This is a genomic window from Providencia sp. PROV080, from assembly GCF_033688105.1.
GTDB lineage: Bacteria > Pseudomonadota > Gammaproteobacteria > Enterobacterales > Enterobacteriaceae > Providencia > Providencia zhejiangensis.
Map to the genome: position 1 here is coordinate 3,888,226 of NZ_CP096346.1, position 19,873 is coordinate 3,908,098.

Consider the following 19,873-nt stretch of genomic DNA (forward strand, 5'->3'; position numbering starts at 1 on the left):
TTCTATTAATAAGGCAATTAATGAATCGTTAGCTTTAGCGTCGTTAACTGGAAAATCCATCGCTAAAATGTTAAAACTAGGGATAATTGTATGGTTAATCTATGGCCTTTATGCCTGAGAAAGCAACGAAATGACTTCAATAAATATCGTCCGTATTGCAACACGTAAAAGCCCTTTAGCTATGTGGCAAGCACACTTTGTTAAAGAGAAGCTCGAACAACTACACCCCGGTTTGCAGGTTGAACTGGTACCGATGGTGACTAAAGGCGATATTATTTTAGATACTCCCTTAGCTAAAGTAGGTGGAAAAGGTCTATTTGTTAAAGAATTAGAGTTAGCTTTACTGGAAAAACGCGCAGACATCGCAGTGCATTCAATGAAGGATGTTCCCGTTGAATTTCCAGAAGGGCTCGGTTTAGTCACGATCTGTGAGCGTGAAGACCCACGTGACGCTTTTGTGTCTAATCACTTTGACAGCCTTGAGGCTCTACCTAGCGGTAGCATAGTGGGAACGTCCAGTTTACGCCGCCAATGCCAAATACGAGAACTACGCCCAGACCTCATTATCCGCGATCTACGCGGAAACGTGGGAACTCGGCTCTCGAAACTGGATAATGGCGAATACGATGCCATAATTTTGGCCGTCGCGGGGCTGAAACGGTTAGGTTTAGAAGCGCGAATTCGTACTGCATTAGCGCCTGAACAATCCTTACCAGCCGTGGGACAAGGTGCGGTGGGTATTGAGTGCCGCTTAGAGGATGAGCGTACTCGTCAACTACTCGAAAAACTTAACCACGATGAAACAGCCATCTGTGTTCTCGCGGAACGTGCTATGAATATGCGCCTTGAAGGCGGTTGCCAAGTACCTATTGGGAGCTATGCGATTTGGCAAAATAACCAAATTTGGCTACGTGCTTTAGTGGGGGCGCCAGATGGTAGCCAAGTCATTCGTGGCGAGCGTTTAATCGCCCCAGAACAAGCAAAACAAGCAGGGATCTCTCTTGCTGAGGAATTACTCGATAAAGGCGCCCGCGAAATTCTCTCTGTGGTTTACCAAGGGAATCCACCGGCATGAAAGTACTAGTCACGCGGCCTGAGCCAGCTAGTTGCGAACTCATCGCAGCAATCAAAGCAAAGGGAGGCGATGCTTTCGCTTCCCCGCTCATTAGTATTGCGCCGGGTGCTGAATTAAATTTACTGGGATCACGCCTTCAGCAGCTTGATCAACACGATTTAGTCTTTCTTTTATCTAAAAATGCGGTCTGGTATGCACATTTAACCCTTAAACAAGTAGGACGCAACTGGTCAGATAAGTTATCCTACTATGGAATAGGTCGTTCAACCGGCCAGTATTTTGAGGCGTTAACAGGTCGCTCTATCCGTTGGCCAGAGCACGGAGAGACCAGTGAAGCATTACTTAGCCTTCCTGAATTACAATTTCTTGAAGGTAAACGTGCACTTCTATTACGCGGAAACGGAGGAAGGGAGCTCCTAGCCTCAACATTACGTTCCAGAGGTGCAGAGGTTGAGTATTGTGAATGTTATGCGAGACACCCTGTTTTATACGATAAAACAGAGTTTAATCAACAATGGGTTAATGCAAATATTACTGATATTGTGATCAGTAGTGGTCAAATGTTAGCCTTACTCAATCAATTAATCGCTGAAAATACCAAAGAATGGTGGTTCAATCGCCGCTTATTAGTTGTCAGCGAACGGATTGCAGACCAAGCCCGCCAAAATGGTTGGAAAAAGGTCTGTGTGGCAAATAGCGCAGAAAATAATGCTTTATTGGACGCCTTATTTTCAACCGACATGGGATGCTAATTTATGACGGAACAAAATAATTCTACCGAAACGGTTAATAATGAAACTGTCGCGGAAACCCCAAAAAACCGCCAACCCAAGCCGTCTTCGGAGCAAAAACGTTCTGGTCTCATCGGTAGTGCCATCGCTATCGCAATTATCATCGCCATTGGTGGTGGTATTTATTATTTTACTCAACAAAGTAATGCGCAACTCGTGAATGAAAATAACGAATTGAAGCAACAGTTGAATGATTTAGCCGAACAGCAAAAAGTTGACCGCCAGCGCTTGGATGCGCTGTTCGCCTCACAGTCAGAAATCAAAACACAGACTCGTGAATATGAAGAGCAGCTCAACCGTCATATGCAAGAGCTACAAGCACATGTTAATACGCTCTCAAGCTCAGATGTTAAAAGTTGGTTACTGGCACAGGCTGATTTTATGGTCAAAATGGCAGGAAGAAAATTATGGAATGATCACGACCCAGTCACGGCCGCGGTACTCTTAAAAAGTGCGGATTCTAGTCTTGCTGAAATGAATGACCCTAGCCTGCTTGATATCCGTAAAGCCATTAAAAATGATATTGCTAGCTTAGCGGCGATCAATCAAGTCGATTATGACGGTATTATTCTTCGTTTGAATCAATTGAGTAATGAAGTCGATAACTTGCGCCTCAATGAGATTAACAGCGGTGATGTAAAAGCTGAAGATGAAGGAGAAGTTTCCAGCGATATCGCGGATTGGAAGCAAAATCTATCACGGAGTTGGAAAAACTTTACTAATGATTTTATCACCGTACGTGCTCGTGACGGTTCAGAAGCCCCATTATTGGCACCAAATCAAGATATCTATCTACGTGAAAACATTCGTTCTCAATTGTTGATCGCTGCACAAGCGGTGCCTCGATATCAAGAAGAAACCTATAAACAGTCACTCGAACAAGTTTCTACTTGGGTTCGTGCTTATTTTGATGTTAACGCTCCGGCAACAAAAGCCTTCTTAGCTGAAGTTGATGATTTAATAAATCAACCGATCGCGACTGAGATGCCTGATGCTTTAGAAAGCCAACCTAAACTTGAAAAAGTAATGCAAACACGCGTTCGTAATCTGTTGGCACAGTCAGAAGAAGTGGCTAATACGCCTGCTGAAGCTGCACCAACAGAAGAAAAACAGCCCGAAAAAGCGGTCGCAAAACCTGAAGATTCAGAGGCAGCACCTCTTGATGCACCAGCCAATGAGCAGAAGGGGTAATTATGATTAAAGTACTGATCCTTTTTATTGTGCTTATCGCTGGTATTATCTTAGGCCCTCTTTTAGCGGGCCACCAAGGTTATGTTTTCATCCGTACAGATGATTATGATATCACCACCAGTGTCACTAACTTAGTGCTGTGCTTTGTGTTGCTCCAGTTTGTCCTGCTGTTCCTTGGCTGGTGTTACCGTCGTTTTATTAGCACCACTTCACGAACTAAAGGCTGGGTCAGTGGGCGTAAATACCATAAAGCGCACTCACAAACACAAAAAGCCTTACTCAAACTTGCCGAAGGCGATTTCGACCAAGTTGAAAAACTGATGAGTAAACACGCGGATTTTTCTCAGCAGCCAGTGATTAACTATTTACTTGCCGCTGAAGCGGCACAACAGCGTGGAGATGAGCATCGAACTCATCAATACCTCAATAGAGCCGCCGAAGTTGCCGGCAACGACCAACTTCCCGTCGATATCAGCCGTGTTCGTATTCAATTGGCTGAAGGCGAAGTGTATGCGGCTCGAACGGGGATTGATAAACTTCTCGATCAAGCACCTCGCCACCCTGAAGTACTACGTCTTGCTGAACAAGCCTACTTACGTTCAGGGGCTTATCAGGCACTGATTGAACTGCTACCGATTATGGCGAAAACACAACTTCATAACGAAGATGAGTTAGAGGCATTAAAACTGAAAGCTTATAAGGGCTTGATGAATCAATGTATGGCTGAAAATGGTAGTGAAGGCTTGAAACAGTGGTGGAAAGCTCAGCCACGAAAAATCCGTCATGAAACGGCTTTACAGTCCTTCTTAGCTGAACATTTGATTGAATGTGATGATATCGAAAGTGCTGAAAAAATTGTGATTGATGGTTTGAAACAGCAATATGATGAGCGCTTATTACTCCTCGCACCAAGACTCCGTAGCGATAAACCAGAACAGCTTGAGAAAGTATTAAAGCAACTGGTTAAGCAGTCAGGAGCAACACCATTACTCAATAGTACAATGGGGCAAATCGCATTACAGCATGCGCAATGGGAACACGCAGAGACTTATTTCAAAGCCGCATTAGCGCAACGTTTTGATGCTCATGATGCCGCTTGGTTAGCCGATGCCCTCGATAAACTGCACAAAGCAGAGGAAGCCGCTAAAATACGTCAAGAAGCCTTACTGCATTCACTCAAAAAAGAACGTTCTTAAAAACTATTTTGAAATATATAAACGAAAAACTCCACTTTATAAGTGGAGTTTTTTTATCCGCTATTTTTATTCTAAATACCATCATATTTAATCAAACATTTTTATCACTCATAATATGATTAACAGTATTAGCCTAATTAAACTTATTTAAATACATTATATTGACGGCTGTTATCAGTCGCCATGATATTTAAAAAGCACAAATTAGACTGAAAAACGCCTAATTGTTGTATAACATCAAACAAAATAACGGTTGTTCTGTAATATACCATTTACATAGTGTATAAATAATACATTGTTTTTGATTTAATCGAACTCAGGACATCTACATGAATGTAATTAAAACTATTTGGCGCTGGATCATTTCAACCCCGAATCGACTACAAGTATTTTTCGACCTGCTACTTTTAATTCTGTCACCTTTTGTTTTTATCTCTATCATTGGTTTCGATACTGTTGATCTAAATAAAGACGTTTTCATCATTACATTTATTATTTTGTGTTATACCTACCTCACTCGCTGGTTCAGCAAGTGGTTTTGTAATCGCAAAAATTAATGTCATACAAATGAATTTCTGATTTCCTTCCGTAACAGCATCATGCTGTACAGAGGGAAATCGCTCTAGTCGATGAGTTCATATAAAAAAAAACACCTGCCAGCAAGGCAGGTGTAAATATACAATCAGGTCTACAGACGGATGGTGCCTCACTCAACGTTTCGTCCACGGGTTGATGAGAAGAGGATTAGCTCTTGTTCATCTATATTGGACAATAGGCACCGATAATCGGCTTTGCATCATTCCTGGGTTTATGAAGCATTGCTGTCATAATAAGTGGAATGAGCATCTACACAATAGATAATGCAGAATGCGTGCCAACTTTTTTTGAATGGCCTTTTTTCTTTCTATTATCCCATTTCATCGGAAAAAACACGCCTAACGCAATCCTAGCAGTTTTTTATATAGTGCCATTTTCCCCCTGCCTTACATGAGGCTGTGTTAGCATCCTTTTTTAACAACAAAGCTGTCTCAATTCAGAGACATCAAAATCACCTTGATAATTTACTATTAAAAATCAATGTATTATATGTCTCCATTTGGCGACACCGAGATACTGGTTTGTATCTATTTTGCGACACAGACGGATAGATAGAAAAAATAACAAATATAAACAGTCTATTAGCTATGATTTTCTTCATAAAGCCCTCAGTCGCATTTGTTCTAACAGATAACCAGTCAATGAGTATATCGGGAACCATAAACGGTCATTCTTAACACACAGACATTTAAATACGTTCAGTCATGCTTACCGTTTATTTGGCACTTGAAGTTGACGTTGGAGTTAATGTCGAAGGTTTGGGGTTTGGGGTTTGGGTTTTGGGTTTTGGGGTTTGGGGTTTGGGGTTTGGGGTTTGGGGTTTGAATAATGATTGATAATTGATGATTGGTATACCCGTGCCAAAGGTAGCTCGTACCAATGAATAAGCTGATTTTGCGCGCTTCTAAATGCAAAAACCCCGCTGATTAAAGCGGGGTTCTTTAAATTTGGTCGGCGAGAGAGGATTCGAACCTCCGACCCACTGGTCCCAAACCAGTTGCGCTACCAAGCTGCGCTACTCGCCGATAGGGTATATCTACTTTACATTCTTTTCGTGGTGCGAAAGGGGGGACTTGAACCCCCACGTCCTGAGGACACTAACACCTGAAGCTAGCGCGTCTACCAATTCCGCCACCCTCGCAATGTCACAAAAGAATGGGGTGGCTAATGGGACTCGAACCCACGACAACTGGAATCACAATCCAGGGCTCTACCAACTGAGCTATAGCCACCATAACTTCACTTTATTCAAAGCGTTGCTATTATACTACATACAACTTTGTTTTGCCAACCGTAGCAGCACGCTAATTTAATGGCGCGCCCGACAGGATTCGAACCTGAGACCTCTGCCTCCGGAGGGCAGCGCTCTATCCAGCTGAGCTACGGGCGCTTAACGCCGTTGCGGGTGTGGATAGTACGGATTTAATGAGGTTCTGTCTAGTCCTTTTTTCAATAAAATTTTCGATTGCTTGCCTTTTGCGCATTTCGTCGATAAAGAGAGCATTTTTTCTCTCTTTATCGCGATATTGGTCAATCAACAGCGTGATGATGATAGCGAATTAGCACTGACTCTTCGCGCGGTTGCGTGTGCGCAGTAAGAAATAAAGCGCAGAAACCGTCAATAAAAAGATCGCACCAACAATTAACGACAAGCGGGTATCAGGGTTAATCGCCATGCCGACTATCACGCAAGCTAAAAACAGTAACGTTGCGTAGTTCACCCATGGAAACAGAATCGATTTAAACGGATGTCCAACAATCTTGTCTTGGTTTTGCTGCCGAAAACGCAGTTGACTGGTCAATATCACTAACCAAGGCACCATGCCAGGTAAAACACTCGCGCTGTACACATAAACAAAAACTTGTTCAGGGTTAGGAATGATATAGTTTAGGCTCGAACCTACCAATAAGCATAAGATAGTCAAGCCAACACAGCGCGCTGGTACGCCATTACGTGTCAGTTTTAATAGTGAGGCGGGGAGTTGTCTATTTTGGGCTAACGCATATAACATACGGCCACCACTGTACATACCGCTATTACAGCCTGATAGCGCCGCAGTCAGCACCACAAAATTTATCACCGCCGCCGCTGACGCGATACCTACCTTAGCAAAGGTCAATACAAACGGGCTACCTTGTTGCCCAACGTCCGTCCACGGAAACAGCGTAACAACAATGAAAATAGCGCCAACATAAAAAATTAAAATACGCCATAAGATATTATTGATCGCTTTTTTCAATGTCACCTGTGGATTTTTCGCTTCACCCGCGGTGATCCCGACTAATTCGACGCCTTGATAAGAAGCAACTACGATACACAAAGCAAATAAAAAACCTTTCCAGCCACCCGCAAAGAACCCGCCATGATCCGTCAAATTCGCAAGGCCAATCGGTTCAAAATTATTGCCAATGCCTAAAAAAATGAGACTCAACCCAATCAGTATCATAACCACAATCGTGGTGACTTTTATCATAGCAAACCAAAACTCTAGCTCTCCATAGAGCCTAACTGCCGCAAGGTTTGCAAGTGCAACGGAAACCACCGCGATCAACGCAAATATCCATTGAGGGACGTCTGGGAACCAATACTCAGCATAGACACCTATTGCCGTAATTTCAGAGATACCGACAGCAACCCACATAAACCAATAGCCCCATGCCGTTAAGCAGCCCCAAAATGGGCTTAAGTACTTATAGCCGAAAGAGGCAAAAGAACCTGTTACTGGCTCAACAAATAACATTTCGCCCATTGAGCGCATGATAAAAAACACAAAAATACCGGCAATAATGTAAGCGAGCAAAACCGATGGCCCTGCCCATTTTAATGTGCTGGCTGAACCCATAAATAGGCCAACACCAATTGTTCCACCTAGCGCAATGAGCTCGATATGCCGCGCTTCTAAGCCTCGTTGCAATCCTTGAGGTCGTTCTTGTTGTGAGCTTTCCATTCATTCCCCCTGTCGTTACCCAAAAAACAAATCACGACTTATGAGTATTTATAGTAATAAGTATGATTTTATCTTCATAAAACGACTATTTTAATAGCCGAAAAACATGATATAAGCATTAAACTAAGCTAAAAGCCCATGCATTGCATATATTTTTGATGGATTATAAAAATAATTGAGAGAAGAGGCCAGAAGTAACGTTTTTGTTATTACAAAGATAAAATAGCAGTTAGTCTGATATTTTTGATAAGAACGATGAGAAAACGCGCCACGGCATCTTATACCATGGCGCGTGAAGGCTCTTTAAAGCTTACCACCATAGTAATAAGCTAAAAATTTTAATAATTTAAATTGTCGTTTAATACGTGTGGGTTGTGCTAGCAGGCGATACAGCCACTCTAACCCAAGGTTTTGCCATATTTTGGGCGCCCGCTTCACATGACCGGTGAAAACATCATAAGTACCACCGACACCCATATACAATGCCTCAGGGTAAACTTTACGGCAATCGCGCATGAAAATTTCTTGTTTTGGCGACCCCATCGCAACGGTCACAATCTTCGCGCCGCTGGCTCGGATACGCTCAAACAGAGCATCTCGGTCTTCTGCTGTAAAATAACCATTTTGTGAACCAACAATATTCACATTCCATTGAGAACGTAATTTTTCTTCTGTTTGTTCAAGAATTTCAGGTTTGCCTCCGACTAAGAAAACCGGCGTTCCTTCCCTCCCTGCTCGCTCCATTAACGCCTCCCAAAGGTCAGCGCCTGCAACACGAGAAACTTGAGCCTGTGGATATTTACGGCGAATAGCGCGCACAATACTAATACCATCCGCATATAGGTATTCGGCTTGGCCAAGCAAGGTGTTTAATGCCGCATCTTTTTCCGCCGTCATGACTTTTTCAGCGTTGATTGCAACCAGAGTCCCTGACTGAGTCTCGCCATCAGCAAACAGATGATCCAGAAAATGTGCCATATCTTTAAACCCCCAAATTTGGTGGCCTCTGATACTATATTGCGGAATAGATTGCTGTTCCATAATGCTCCTTTAGCGGTCTTCGCGACGTTGGCTTCTTAGATAAGAAGATGCTTTTGCCCGAATAAGCCCCGCACTTTCAAATAACCAGTACAGTAATTTCGCCAAAATCAAACAAAGTCCGAAAATCAGGCAGAAAAAGACCACTCGTGACACAAAAGAATCGACGCCTTCACGTGCCAAAACAATCATGTTAAAAATGGCACCAAAACAAAACGCTTGCATAATTGCAGCTTTATAGCGGTTTGACTCTTTCAGACTCATACCATAAATCCAGTCAAACCATTTGATAATTAACCCAACGACAATTGCCCCTAAAGGGATAAATAGCACACCGCCCATCACGACTAATGAGCCGATGAGAGTCGGAGAAATGGCTAATCCAGAATGGTTATTAAGGACTTCCCAAGTAAAGTAATTAGCTGAGTTCAGTACGGTATCAGGCCTATCTGGCCATACCCACGATGGGATAAACACATAAAAATCACGTGCAATCGGTGCCAGCCCTTGAAACTCAATCTTGTCGTAGTAACTCAATAACAAGGCAAGGTTTTCCCAAGGCGAAAATGTGTCTCGGGTTAAATACAAGAAGGTGTAGAAAGCTTCGGCACCACTCACGTCCAAACCATAGCGTTTTAGCGCTAACCAGAACATGCCGACAATACTTGCAACCCCTGCCGCAACTAGCATCCATAGCGTGATCCACCCTCTTACGATACCAATAAATAAGAATAGTGCGAACGCGATGATGATATTTGCACGAGTTCCGCCCACGATGACATAGGTTAAAAAACCAAATGCCACAGTACTGACAAGAAAGAAGACCCAACGTTTCTGGGATGGGCGTAGGAAGTAAACAATCAGCATTGCAGGAATAAAGAAGTAGAAAAAACGCTTTAATGCAACGCCTGAAACCTGACTGGAGAATATCTGACTATATGATTGAAGCTTAAATAATAAAAAGCCATTCTGTAAGAAGAAAATACCCACTGTCACGACGGCAACAGCTATCAGCAATAAACAGGTTAAGTGAGTCTCAACTTTATTCATCGTGAACAGCGGCCGCTTAGCGACAGTGGCGCTTTTTGTTAGGCGTGTTTTATAGGCTACATAATAGATGGCATAAAAACTTGTTGCTGCAAGCTGCGCATACAATAAGTACTCCGCAGGCACGACTGCCACATCAAACTGAAACACCAATGCACACGTCAATGGAAAACCAAAATAAAACGTCAATAAATACAGTAATGAAAAGAAAATATTAAAATTGAAGCGCACACGTCTGAACTCTTTATAGAGTAACGTGCCCATAAAAATGATGGAAATCAGGTAGACAAGCGATAAGCCGCCTAACTCGGCTAAGGTCATGCTTTCTCCTCCGCAATACCTAAGATTTTTTTCCAACCATCGGTAAAGTTAGGCGCGAAAAAGTCAATATGTTGCTTATCCAGCAACGCCATCTGGCGCTGTGCTTCATCAACTAATTCCAACGATAGTTCATCCCCATAGAAGAATACTGGGACATTCTGTGCCGTCAAATCTTGCCAAAATGTATTTTGTCGACTGATGACAAATGGGACCCCAAATTGAATCAGCAGACACACCGTTCCCACACCTTGTTGGCGATTAAAAATAAAATAGCCTAAGTCACAGGTTTTCAATAAATTCAGGTAATCCGTAAATTCCATACGTTCTTTTAAAATATTCACCTGACCCGCCGCAAACAGTGTTTGTGCGGTTTCTTCGACCTGTTGGATATAAGCTTGGTTATTTGCAGGGTAACCCATAGGCACGATAATGCTGACCTGCTCACCAAATTGCTGTTTAATCGCTCTCAGCGCCTCTGTGTGACGATTTGATCGATCACCTGAGTTACCTAATAGTATTGTCAATGTATCGCCCTGACGTGCTGGACGTTCACTTAGCGTGAGTGCAGGGTCCATGCGTGTTGGGAAATACAATACCGATGCAGGGACTTTAGGGTTAAATTGCTGAAAGTAACACAAGTCACCTCGGGTCGCGCAAACATGCCCTACCTTCTTTTGTGCTAAACGACGTAATACATAAAACAATTTGAATTTTATCGAATTAGACTCTTCGTAGAGATCTGCACCCCAAATATGCCACCAAAATTGGTGTGATTTAATTTTGCCAAACAGCAAAGCGAGCCAAATAGGTGCATTAAATTGGCCATGGAAGAAAAAACGTTCTCTTCGGTTGGATGTTGCCCGACGAATCACCGCATCTGCGATCGCCTTTTTGCTGTCAAAGACTTCGATATCCAACTCGGGATAAGCATTGGCCATCTGATCATCGAGGCTCACCACCATAAAATGGGGTTTCTGTGACACTGCTTTTTCTTTACAGATCACATTATTAAAAAACGTCAGCACCGTTTGATTATGGTGAGGGAGATCAGATCCCAGTACATGTATTAAGGTTGTCATACTCGCCTACGGTAAATCAAAAATACACAACAACAGAGGAGAAAATACACGATATATGTTGCCATATAGGCTTGTGTTGCCCCTATCGCACCATGCATAGGTATCAACCAATGGGAAAAGCCCATTAAGAGGATAAACTGGCTCACCTCAGTTAAAATATAAAAACGTAATGCCGCCTTCGCAATCACCAGATAGCCAAAGACATAAGCGCCAACTTTCAGTACATCCCCTACCAATTGCCATGCAAATAAATCGCGCATGCCATTAAATTTTTCGGAGAACAGTAGCCAAATTGCGAAATCGCGTAATAGCCACACCATAAAGCTTGCAACGGCAACAGCAGGTAATACAAATTTTAGCGTCTTAATGATCTCCGCAGAGATGTCATTCTTGTGTTGTAATCGAGAAAGTGTAGGCAGCAAATACACGGAAAATGTTGCAGTGATAAACTGCAAATAAGCATCCGAAATAGTGCTAACTCCCGTCCATAGACCTACGTCATCCCAGCTATATTTTGCAGCCAACAAGTTTCGCATCATGACATAGGCGACAGGTAAAGTGACCGACGTAATTAACGCCATAATGGTAAATTTACCTAAGTTGGTGGCAATCGCCTTATTCCAAGCCGGTTTCAACATCGATAATGCAAACCGCTTACGGCGAACAATCATCCCGATAGCAGGTAAAACCACTAACGCCGGAACCAAAGCTAATCCGACTAATGCCCCTTCATAACCACCGAACGTATAGCATAAATAATAGGCAACAACACCAATTATGCTACCAAAAATAATGGATTGTGCATTACCCGACGCATCCCGATATCCCTTGAGGATCGCCAAAAAATAGTTAGCGTAGGCAATGCCCATCTGAATCAAGGCAACAGCTTGAATGACCGATTGATACTCCCGACTATCAAAGAGCGCTTCACTGATCGGGGCACTAAAAAATAGAAATACCAGCGCCAATAACGTCGAAAAACCAAGAATAAGTGTTGAAGAGGTCCCTAATACCGCGCGCAATTTTTCAGGGTCTTCATGGTGTTCCGCAATATATTTGGTCACCCCATTAAAAATACCCGCGCCCGATAATACCCCTAACACAGTGATTAACTGGCGGAAGTTTCCCGCCAGTCCTACCCCACTGGGGCCAAATGTGACTGCTAATAACTTAACAATAAGCAGGCCTGCCCCGATTTTTATCAAGGTAGACCCCGCAGTCCAAACCGATGCTCTAGCTAACGACATTAGGCAAAAAACGCCTTAATTTTTGTGATAACCGTTTGCTGTTCCTCATCTGTCATGTTGTAGAACATTGGCAGACGTACTAAACGGTCACTCTCACTTGTTGTATAACGGTCTTCGCCATCGAAACGCCCAAATTTCTCCCCAGCAGGGCTGGTATGTAACGCAACATAGTGGAATACCGTTAAAATGTCATTTGACTTCATATAGTCATTGAAAGCAGTACGCTCTTCGACATCCTTCAACTTGATATAAAACATATGTGCATTATGTTTTAATCCTTCCGGTACGATAGGTAATGCTAACTGGCCTGCCTGTGCTAAAGGTGCTAGAGCATCATAATAACGCTGCCATAACAACAGACGACGGTCATTAATCTTGTCTGCTTCCTCAAGCTGAGCCCATAAATAAGCCGCCTGTAAATCAGACAACAAATAGCTGGAGCCGATATCGCGCCACGTATATTTATCAACTTGCCCACGGAAAAATTGGCTACGGTTAGTCCCTTTTTCACGAATAATTTCAGCACGGTTAATCAGAGACTTATCATTCACTAACGTGGCGCCACCTTCACCACCAGAAGAGTAGTTTTTCGTTTCGTGAAAACTGTAAGCGCCAATATGGCCAATCGTTCCGAGTGCACGACCTTTATAAGTCGACATCACCCCTTGAGCCGCATCTTCAATCACAAATAAGTTATGTTTTTGGGCTATTGCCATGATGGTGTCCATTTCACAGGCTACGCCCGCATAATGAACAGGAACAATTGCACGAGTACGTTCAGTAATGGCAGCTTCGATTTTGGTTTCATCAATATTCATTGTATCTGGACGAATATCGACAAAAACAATGGTTGCCCCTCTCAGTACAAACGCATTAGAAGTAGACACAAAGGTAAAGCTTGGCATGATCACTTCATCACCAGGCTGAATATTAATCAGGATTGCCGCCATTTCTAATGACGCTGTGCAAGAAGGTGTTAGCTGGACTTTAGGGCAATTAAAACGCTTTTCCATCCACTCTTCACAACGTTTTGTAAAACCACCGTCACCACACAGCTTGCCGCTTTCCATGGCTTGCTTCATATATGCTAATTCTGTTCCTACAACGGGTGGCTTATTAAATGGAATCATGTTGTCCCCTATATAACCAATATGCAGTGCTAGCAACTGCCGCACCACTACGTGAATAAAGATTCAATGCCGCAATATTGCTTATTTGAGTGGCCACATTTAACTGTCTTTTTTTGTGCTGCTCACACCAAACAACGGCTGCTGACATCAATTTACGACCAACTCCCTGCCCATGAGCATTCGGCATAACAGCGAGTAGGCCTATACGTGCTGTGTCATCATCAAGGTGCCTTAAACTAACGAAACCTAAAATATCTCCTGCCACATTTTTGACTAATAAACAGGTATGATCGAAAGTGCCTAAGACTGCTTTTTCTATCCACAATGCATAAAAGCGTCCACTATCACCTTCACGATACCAAGGCGTTCGAAAGCGGCTTTGGCTAAAAACCTGCTCCGCTACCTGACGCAATACAGGTATATCTTCAGTAACCGCGGGTTCAATGCGCACTTTTTTCCGTAAATCACTATTCAAGTAAGCATTTTCTATGCCAACAGTCAGCGCAAAATCGACTTCCCCTTCAACCAAAGAGAAACCAAGCCGCCTTAATTCATCTAAGCGCTCTGTTTCATTAGCCCGTATTTTGGCTTGAGTTATCGCATAGTCATCTAATTGGCTTGCAAGGATCATCTCTGCCTGAGGAGCAGTGAAGTCTAGCTTTGCTGTTGAGAGTCCGAAAAACTCAGACTCCCATGATAAATAATCAATATTGGCGCGGACGGACACGGAGTAGATCCTCTAAATACTGACCATACCCTGTCTTACTGAGTTGTTTAGCTGACATTTTGACTTGCTCGTCAGTTAACCAACCATTACGCCATGCGATTTCTTCTAGACAGGCAACCTTAAAACCTTGACGTTTTTCAACAGTTTGAACAAAAGTACCCGCTTCTATCAGGCTATCGTGAGTACCTGTATCTAACCAAGCGAAACCTCGGCCTAATAACTCTACGTTCAACTCACCTTTATCGAGATACATCTGGTTGATTGAGGTAATTTCCAACTCACCGCGTTCAGATGGTTTCACCTGCTTTGCAAAATCAACCACTTGGTGATCATAAAAATAAAGCCCAGTGACTGCCCAGTTAGACAGTGGCTTTTTCGGTTTCTCTTCAATCGACAGCACTTTGAAATCGTCATCAAATTCTACGACACCAAAACGCTCAGGATCCATGACCTGATAACCGAATACCGTGGCACCTTGGGTTCTCGCCGCAACGGATTTCAGTTTTGGGCTAAACGAGTGCCCAAAGAAAATGTTATCGCCTAACACTAAACAGCATGCATCACCATTTATAAACTCTTCACCGATGATAAAGGCTTGAGCCAAGCCATCAGGAGAGGGTTGTTCAGCATAGCTCAGCTCGATACCAAATTCATGACCATCACCCAGCAAGCGTTTAAACATCGGCAAATCTTCAGGCGTAGAAATGATCAATATTTCACGGATCCCTGCCAGCATTAGCACTGACAATGGATAATAAATCATTGGCTTATCATAGATGGGTAACAACTGCTTCGAGATGCCTCGCGTAATAGGATGTAAACGAGTTCCCGAACCACCAGCAAGTATAATACCTTTCATGATCCCCCCTTAAGCGCCTAAACCAAGGCGTTCACCGGCATAAGAGCCATCTTGCACACGACGCCACCAAGTCTCATTATTGAGGTACCACAACACCGTTTTGCGGATCCCCGACTCAAAGGTTTCTTGTGGTGTCCACCCTAACTCACGCGCTATTTTGTCAGCATCAATGGCATAACGCATATCATGCCCAGGCCTATCCGTCACATAGGTAATTAAATCGCGATAATGTGCAACACCCTGCGGTTTTTGAGGATGAAGTTCTTCAAGCAATTCACAAATGGTGTTAACAACATCAATATTACGGCGCTCATTGTGCCCACCAATGTTATAAGTTGTCCCCGGCTGAGCCGTGGTTGCCACCAAATGTAATGCCCGCGCATGGTCTTCAACGAATAACCAATCACGGATCTGCTCGCCTTTGCCATAAACAGGTAATGGCTTGCCGGCTAATGCATTGAGAATAATTAATGGAATCAATTTTTCTGGAAAATGATATGGCCCATAATTATTTGAACAATTCGTGATCATGGTCGGCAACCCATAAGTACGATGCCACGCGCGTACTAAGTGGTCGCTTGATGCTTTAGATGCTGAATAAGGACTACTTGGTGCATAAGGTGTTGTTTCAGTGAAGAAACCATCAGGACCTTCTAAATCACCATAGACTTCATCAGTAGAGATATGATGGAAGCGGAATTGCGCTTTCTTATTGCCATCCAGCCCCATCCAATAGTGGCGTGCGGCCTCAAGTAAGGTATAAGTGCCAACAATATTGGTCTCAATAAACGCCGCAGGGCCATCAATAGAACGGTCTACATGGCTTTCAGCAGCCAAATGCATCACCGCATCAGGTTGATATTCAGCAAACACGCGGTCTAGCGCTATGCGATCACAGATATTCACTTGTTCAAACGCATAGCGATCACTGTTAGAGACTTCACTGAGTGACTCTAAATTACCGGCATAGGTCAAACAATCGACAACAATTGCGCTATCGCGAGTGTTCTCAATAATATGTCGCACAACAGCAGAACCGATAAATCCCGCTCCACCCGTAATTAGAATACGTTTCAACGCCAAACTCCTTTTGTATCCACAACCCATTTCTGTGGAATAGCAGAACCTTGGATTCCTTTAAAGACCGTATGATCAACCAACATCAAAATGATATCGGCTTCATTCACCGCGGTCTCAATCGAAACTAATTCCGCAATCCCTTTAAGAGACGTTGGTAGCGCTTCAATATGCGGTTCAACCGCATAGGTTTTACCTGTATTCCAATTCGCGATCATTTTAGTGATATGCATGGCTGGGCTTTCACGTAAATCATCAATATTGGGTTTAAATGACAGACCAAAACAAGCAATAGTCACTTCACTGGCTTTTTTACCTGTCTCAGATAAGCAATCCGCTACAGCAGCTTTGACTTGGTCGACAACCCAGATAGGCTTGCCATCGTTCACTAAACGAGCCGTATGAATTAAGCGAGATTGTTTGGGGTTTTGCGCCACAATAAACCATGGATCGACAGCGATACAGTGCCCGCCGACACCAGGACCTGGTTGTAGAATGTTGACGCGTGGATGGCGGTTAGCCAAGCTAATCAATTCCCACACGTTAATATCTTGCTCGGCACAAATCAGTGATAATTCATTAGCAAATGCGATATTCACATCACGAAAACTGTTTTCAGTTAATTTGCACATTTCCGCTGTTCTGGCATTAGTAATAACACATTCACCTTCAAGGAAAATATTGTACAGCTCGCTAGCACGCAAGGATGACTTAGGTGTCATACCACCGACAACACGGTCATTTTTAATCAACTCAACCATCACCTGCCCAGGCAGAACACGTTCCGGACAATAAGCCATATCAATATCAGCGTCTTCACCCGCTTGGTGAGGGAACGTCAAATCTGGACGGACTTGAGCCATCCACTCCGCCATCTGTTCGGTTGTGCCAACAGGAGACGTTGACTCTAAAATAACCAAATCCCCTTTTTTCAACACAGGTGCGATCGACTCTGCGGCTGCTCTGACATAAGTCAGGTCAGGTTCATGCTCACCTTTAAACGGAGTTGGTACTGCGATCAAATAAGCATCGGCAGGTTGTGGCTTAGTAAATGCTTTCAAGTGACCTGCTTCAACCGCTGTTTTTACAACAAGGTCCAGTTCAGGTTCGACAATATGGATTTTACCGCGATTAATGGTATCAACCGCATGCTGGTTGACATCAACACCAATCACTTGCTTTTTACGTGATGCAAAAGCTGCCGCTGTTGGTAAACCAATATACCCAAGGCCAATAACAGAAATAGTTTCAAAACTCATAATTTCACCTGATTGCTTTTTAGTGCTTCAAGAATTCGCTGACAAGCATGACCATCACCATAAGGGTTATGAGCGCGGCTCATTGCATGATATTCCGCTTCATCTGTCAGTAACCTATTAACTTCTGCAACAATTTTTTGTGTGTCTGTTCCCACAAGACGTACTGTTCCCGCATCAACCGCTTCAGGACGTTCGGTCGTATCCCGCATCACTAAAACGGGCTTACCTAGCGATGGCGCTTCTTCTTGAATGCCACCGGAGTCTGTTAAGATTAGATAAGCATGATTCATTAAATAAACAAAGGGCAAATACTCTTGTGGAGTAATCAGAATAATATTATCAATGCCATGCAAAATACGTTTGACAGGCTCGCTAACATTTGGATTTAAATGCACAGGGTAAACCACCTGAACGTCCGGATGACTTTGAGCTATTTCAGCTAATGCATGACAAATACGCTCGAAGCCTCCACCAAAGCTTTCGCGGCGGTGCCCCGTCACTAAAATCATTTTTTTATTTGGATCAATAAAGGGATAATTTGCCGCCAATTTTTCGGCCATGTGCTGGTCGCTCATCACTTTATCGCGTACCCACAATAAAGCATCGATCACGCTATTACCTGTCACAAAAATATGCTTATCTGGGATAGACTCTTTCAGTAGATTTTGACGCGAGTTTTCTGTGGGAGCGAAATGATACATGGCGAGATGACCCGCAATTTTTCGATTGGCTTCTTCCGGCCATGGCGAATATAGGTTCCCCGTACGTAATCCTGCTTCCACATGCCCAACAGGAATACGATGGTAGAAGGCAGCGAGGCTGGTTGCCATCGTCGTTGCAGTATCACCATGGACTAAAACAACATCCGGTTGGAAATCGGCAAATACCGTTTTCAATCCTTCCAAAATACGACACGTAATATCTGTTAAATCTTGCCCTGGCTTCATAATATTGAGATCATAATCAGGCGTGATCTCAAATAGCTTCAGTACCTGATCGAGCATTTCTCGGTGCTGGGCCGTCACACAGACTTTGGCTTCAAAAGCCGCATCATTAGCAAGTGCATGAACCAACGGAGCCATTTTGATGGCTTCAGGTCGAGTGCCGAATACAGTCAATACTTTCACAGTGACTCTCTTATTTTTATCTAATGCAGTTAGCTGCTTGATCTCATTATTGATAACTTTATATAGTGGCAGACATTAAGCCTGCCACTTATGTAAAATTAGGACGGGCGACGGCGTGCAAGTACCACACCAGCACCAACCAACGCACCTATAGCGCCCCAGAGAACCATCATAAAGGCTCTACGTGGGCTATCGCGTTTGACGGGATCTTCAGGTGTCCTTAAATAACGGTAAGCCTGAAAACGGTCTTGAAGGGTCGGTCCAACACTCAATGTTGATAGCATTGCCATGTTTTGATCGTAATCTGTGTCATGATCTGGCCCCGTAGCTTTTAGCGTCTCAATTTGAGCTTCCAGCAATGGCACCCCTAACATGAACATTTTAGAATCAGGGATTTCATCAACAGGCGTTGTACTTTGATTACGTGAAATGCCTTGTTTTTGAGCGACTTTCAATGCCTGTTCAAGTACATTTAAACGTCTTTCATAAGCAGATTGAGCCACCATATCCTCACGTTTTACCAACGCTTTCATGGATTGCATTTTGGTTGCCCAAGTTCCTTTGATTTCATCATTCAGGTTAGCCGTTGCTCGCTGGTTGGCAAACTGAATGTACTGACGTAATAGCTGATTCGCATCGGTAGAGGTTTCAGCAATCAATTTAATATTGTCAGTGAGATTTTTCAGATTATCTGCTGGCGTAAATTCAATATTGTTAATCAGCTCATCTAATAATGCCGCATCTGCTTTCGGGTCATTTTCTAACCGCTGCTTGTAATAATCAGTGGTTAACCAAAATTGACGACGAGTATCATAAGAGCCCACCTGTTTGATGAACTCTTGATAAGCCTCATTCGCTATCGTTGGCAATTGCCCTTCTTGTCCCGTCGTATTAATACGAGAATCAAGATTACGCAAAAATTGTTGCTGCGAATAATAGCTGCCTAAATTATTAACAGTTGGCAGGTCGGTGATCGCGGTTGCACTCCATTTTTGCTGCATAAAATAAGATGCGCCTAATGCAACAGCGGCAAAAATTACCGCAAATGCCACGATCAAAATTTTACCTTGCCACAAAGAGCGACATAAACCACGGATATCCAATTCCGGTTCTATCGGCGGCTGATACTGATTAGGTTGTGTTTCTGAGTTTTTCACTGCACAG

17 protein-coding genes and 4 tRNA genes are annotated in these 19,873 nt (G+C 43.3%); 5 read left to right on the forward strand and 16 right to left on the reverse strand.

What is annotated here, in order from left to right; all coding sequences use genetic code 11:
* Positions 1–130: 130 nt before the first annotated feature.
* The 5 genes from hemC to M1F03_RS17530 all read left to right on the forward strand — a co-directional run bounded on the left by hemC (position 131) and on the right by M1F03_RS17530 (position 4,810).
* On the forward strand, positions 131–1,075 hold the full coding sequence (gene hemC / locus M1F03_RS17510; RefSeq protein ID WP_154622904.1) for a hydroxymethylbilane synthase: 945 nt from the start codon (positions 131–133) through the stop codon (positions 1,073–1,075).
* Positions 1,072–1,827: a uroporphyrinogen-III synthase gene (locus M1F03_RS17515; protein ID WP_196713741.1), complete on the forward strand. Its 756-nt coding sequence runs from the start codon at positions 1,072–1,074 to the stop codon at positions 1,825–1,827. Before hemC ends, M1F03_RS17515 begins: the two co-directional genes overlap by 4 nt.
* Positions 1,828–1,830: 3 nt before the next feature.
* A complete protein-coding gene (gene hemX, locus M1F03_RS17520; protein ID WP_247047183.1) occupies positions 1,831–3,057 on the forward strand; it encodes a uroporphyrinogen-III C-methyltransferase in 1,227 nt (408 codons plus the stop codon).
* Positions 3,058–3,059: 2 nt separating this feature from the next.
* A complete protein-coding gene (gene hemY, locus M1F03_RS17525) occupies positions 3,060–4,253 on the forward strand; it encodes a protoheme IX biogenesis protein HemY (protein WP_154622907.1) in 1,194 nt (397 codons plus the stop codon).
* 329 nt (positions 4,254–4,582) lie between these two features.
* Complete coding sequence (locus tag M1F03_RS17530; RefSeq protein WP_154622326.1) at positions 4,583–4,810, forward strand: hypothetical protein; 228 nt, start codon at positions 4,583–4,585, stop codon at positions 4,808–4,810.
* A gap of 988 nt (positions 4,811–5,798) precedes the next feature.
* Here M1F03_RS17530 and M1F03_RS17535 read toward each other — a convergent pair.
* The 16 genes from M1F03_RS17535 to wzzE all read right to left on the reverse strand — a co-directional run bounded on the left by M1F03_RS17535 (position 5,799) and on the right by wzzE (position 19,866).
* Positions 5,799–5,875 (reverse strand) — tRNA-Pro (locus M1F03_RS17535).
* A 30-nt stretch (positions 5,876–5,905) separates the two neighbouring features.
* Positions 5,906–5,991: transfer RNA gene (locus M1F03_RS17540), tRNA-Leu, on the reverse strand.
* A 15-nt stretch (positions 5,992–6,006) separates the two neighbouring features.
* A tRNA-His gene (locus tag M1F03_RS17545) sits at positions 6,007–6,082 on the reverse strand.
* An 81-nt stretch (positions 6,083–6,163) separates the two neighbouring features.
* Positions 6,164–6,240, reverse strand: a tRNA-Arg gene (locus tag M1F03_RS17550).
* Between the two features lie 169 nt (positions 6,241–6,409).
* Positions 6,410–7,798: a bifunctional threonine/serine APC transporter ThrP gene (gene thrP, locus M1F03_RS17555; protein ID WP_154624230.1), complete on the reverse strand. Its 1,389-nt coding sequence runs from the start codon at positions 7,796–7,798 to the stop codon at positions 6,410–6,412.
* Between the two features lie 303 nt (positions 7,799–8,101).
* The gene (gene wecG / locus M1F03_RS17560) at positions 8,102–8,839 is read right to left on the reverse strand and encodes a lipopolysaccharide N-acetylmannosaminouronosyltransferase (RefSeq protein ID WP_154624229.1); all 738 of its coding nucleotides are present in this window, start codon (positions 8,837–8,839) and stop codon (positions 8,102–8,104) included.
* A 9-nt stretch (positions 8,840–8,848) separates the two neighbouring features.
* Positions 8,849–10,204, reverse strand: a complete 1,356-nt coding sequence (gene wzyE, locus M1F03_RS17565; protein WP_154624228.1) for an ECA oligosaccharide polymerase — start codon at positions 10,202–10,204, stop codon at positions 8,849–8,851.
* Entirely contained in the window at positions 10,201–11,283 is a 1,083-nt protein-coding gene (locus M1F03_RS17570; protein ID WP_154624227.1) for a TDP-N-acetylfucosamine:lipid II N-acetylfucosaminyltransferase, read from the reverse strand. Before M1F03_RS17570 ends, wzyE begins: the two co-directional genes overlap by 4 nt.
* Positions 11,280–12,530, reverse strand: a complete 1,251-nt coding sequence (wzxE, locus tag M1F03_RS17575; RefSeq protein ID WP_163863280.1) for a lipid III flippase WzxE — start codon at positions 12,528–12,530, stop codon at positions 11,280–11,282. The genes M1F03_RS17570 and wzxE overlap by 4 nt, the downstream gene beginning before the upstream one ends.
* Entirely contained in the window at positions 12,530–13,660 is a 1,131-nt protein-coding gene (gene rffA, locus M1F03_RS17580) for a dTDP-4-amino-4,6-dideoxygalactose transaminase (RefSeq protein WP_154624225.1), read from the reverse strand. The genes wzxE and rffA overlap by 1 nt, the downstream gene beginning before the upstream one ends.
* The gene (gene rffC, locus M1F03_RS17585) at positions 13,647–14,387 is read right to left on the reverse strand and encodes a dTDP-4-amino-4,6-dideoxy-D-galactose acyltransferase (RefSeq protein WP_163863282.1); all 741 of its coding nucleotides are present in this window, start codon (positions 14,385–14,387) and stop codon (positions 13,647–13,649) included. Before rffC ends, rffA begins: the two co-directional genes overlap by 14 nt.
* The gene (rfbA, locus tag M1F03_RS17590; protein WP_154624224.1) at positions 14,365–15,246 is read right to left on the reverse strand and encodes a glucose-1-phosphate thymidylyltransferase RfbA; all 882 of its coding nucleotides are present in this window, start codon (positions 15,244–15,246) and stop codon (positions 14,365–14,367) included. Before rfbA ends, rffC begins: the two co-directional genes overlap by 23 nt.
* A gap of 9 nt (positions 15,247–15,255) precedes the next feature.
* Complete coding sequence (rffG, locus tag M1F03_RS17595) at positions 15,256–16,323, reverse strand: dTDP-glucose 4,6-dehydratase (RefSeq protein WP_154624223.1); 1,068 nt, start codon at positions 16,321–16,323, stop codon at positions 15,256–15,258.
* The gene (wecC, locus tag M1F03_RS17600) at positions 16,320–17,582 is read right to left on the reverse strand and encodes a UDP-N-acetyl-D-mannosamine dehydrogenase (protein WP_154624222.1); all 1,263 of its coding nucleotides are present in this window, start codon (positions 17,580–17,582) and stop codon (positions 16,320–16,322) included. The genes rffG and wecC overlap by 4 nt, the downstream gene beginning before the upstream one ends.
* Positions 17,579–18,709 (reverse strand): non-hydrolyzing UDP-N-acetylglucosamine 2-epimerase, encoded by a 1,131-nt coding sequence (gene wecB / locus M1F03_RS17605; protein ID WP_163863284.1) that lies wholly within the window; start codon positions 18,707–18,709, stop codon positions 17,579–17,581. Before wecB ends, wecC begins: the two co-directional genes overlap by 4 nt.
* Positions 18,710–18,807: 98 nt before the next feature.
* A complete protein-coding gene (gene wzzE, locus M1F03_RS17610; RefSeq protein WP_163863285.1) occupies positions 18,808–19,866 on the reverse strand; it encodes an ECA polysaccharide chain length modulation protein in 1,059 nt (352 codons plus the stop codon).
* Positions 19,867–19,873 lie beyond the last annotated feature (7 nt).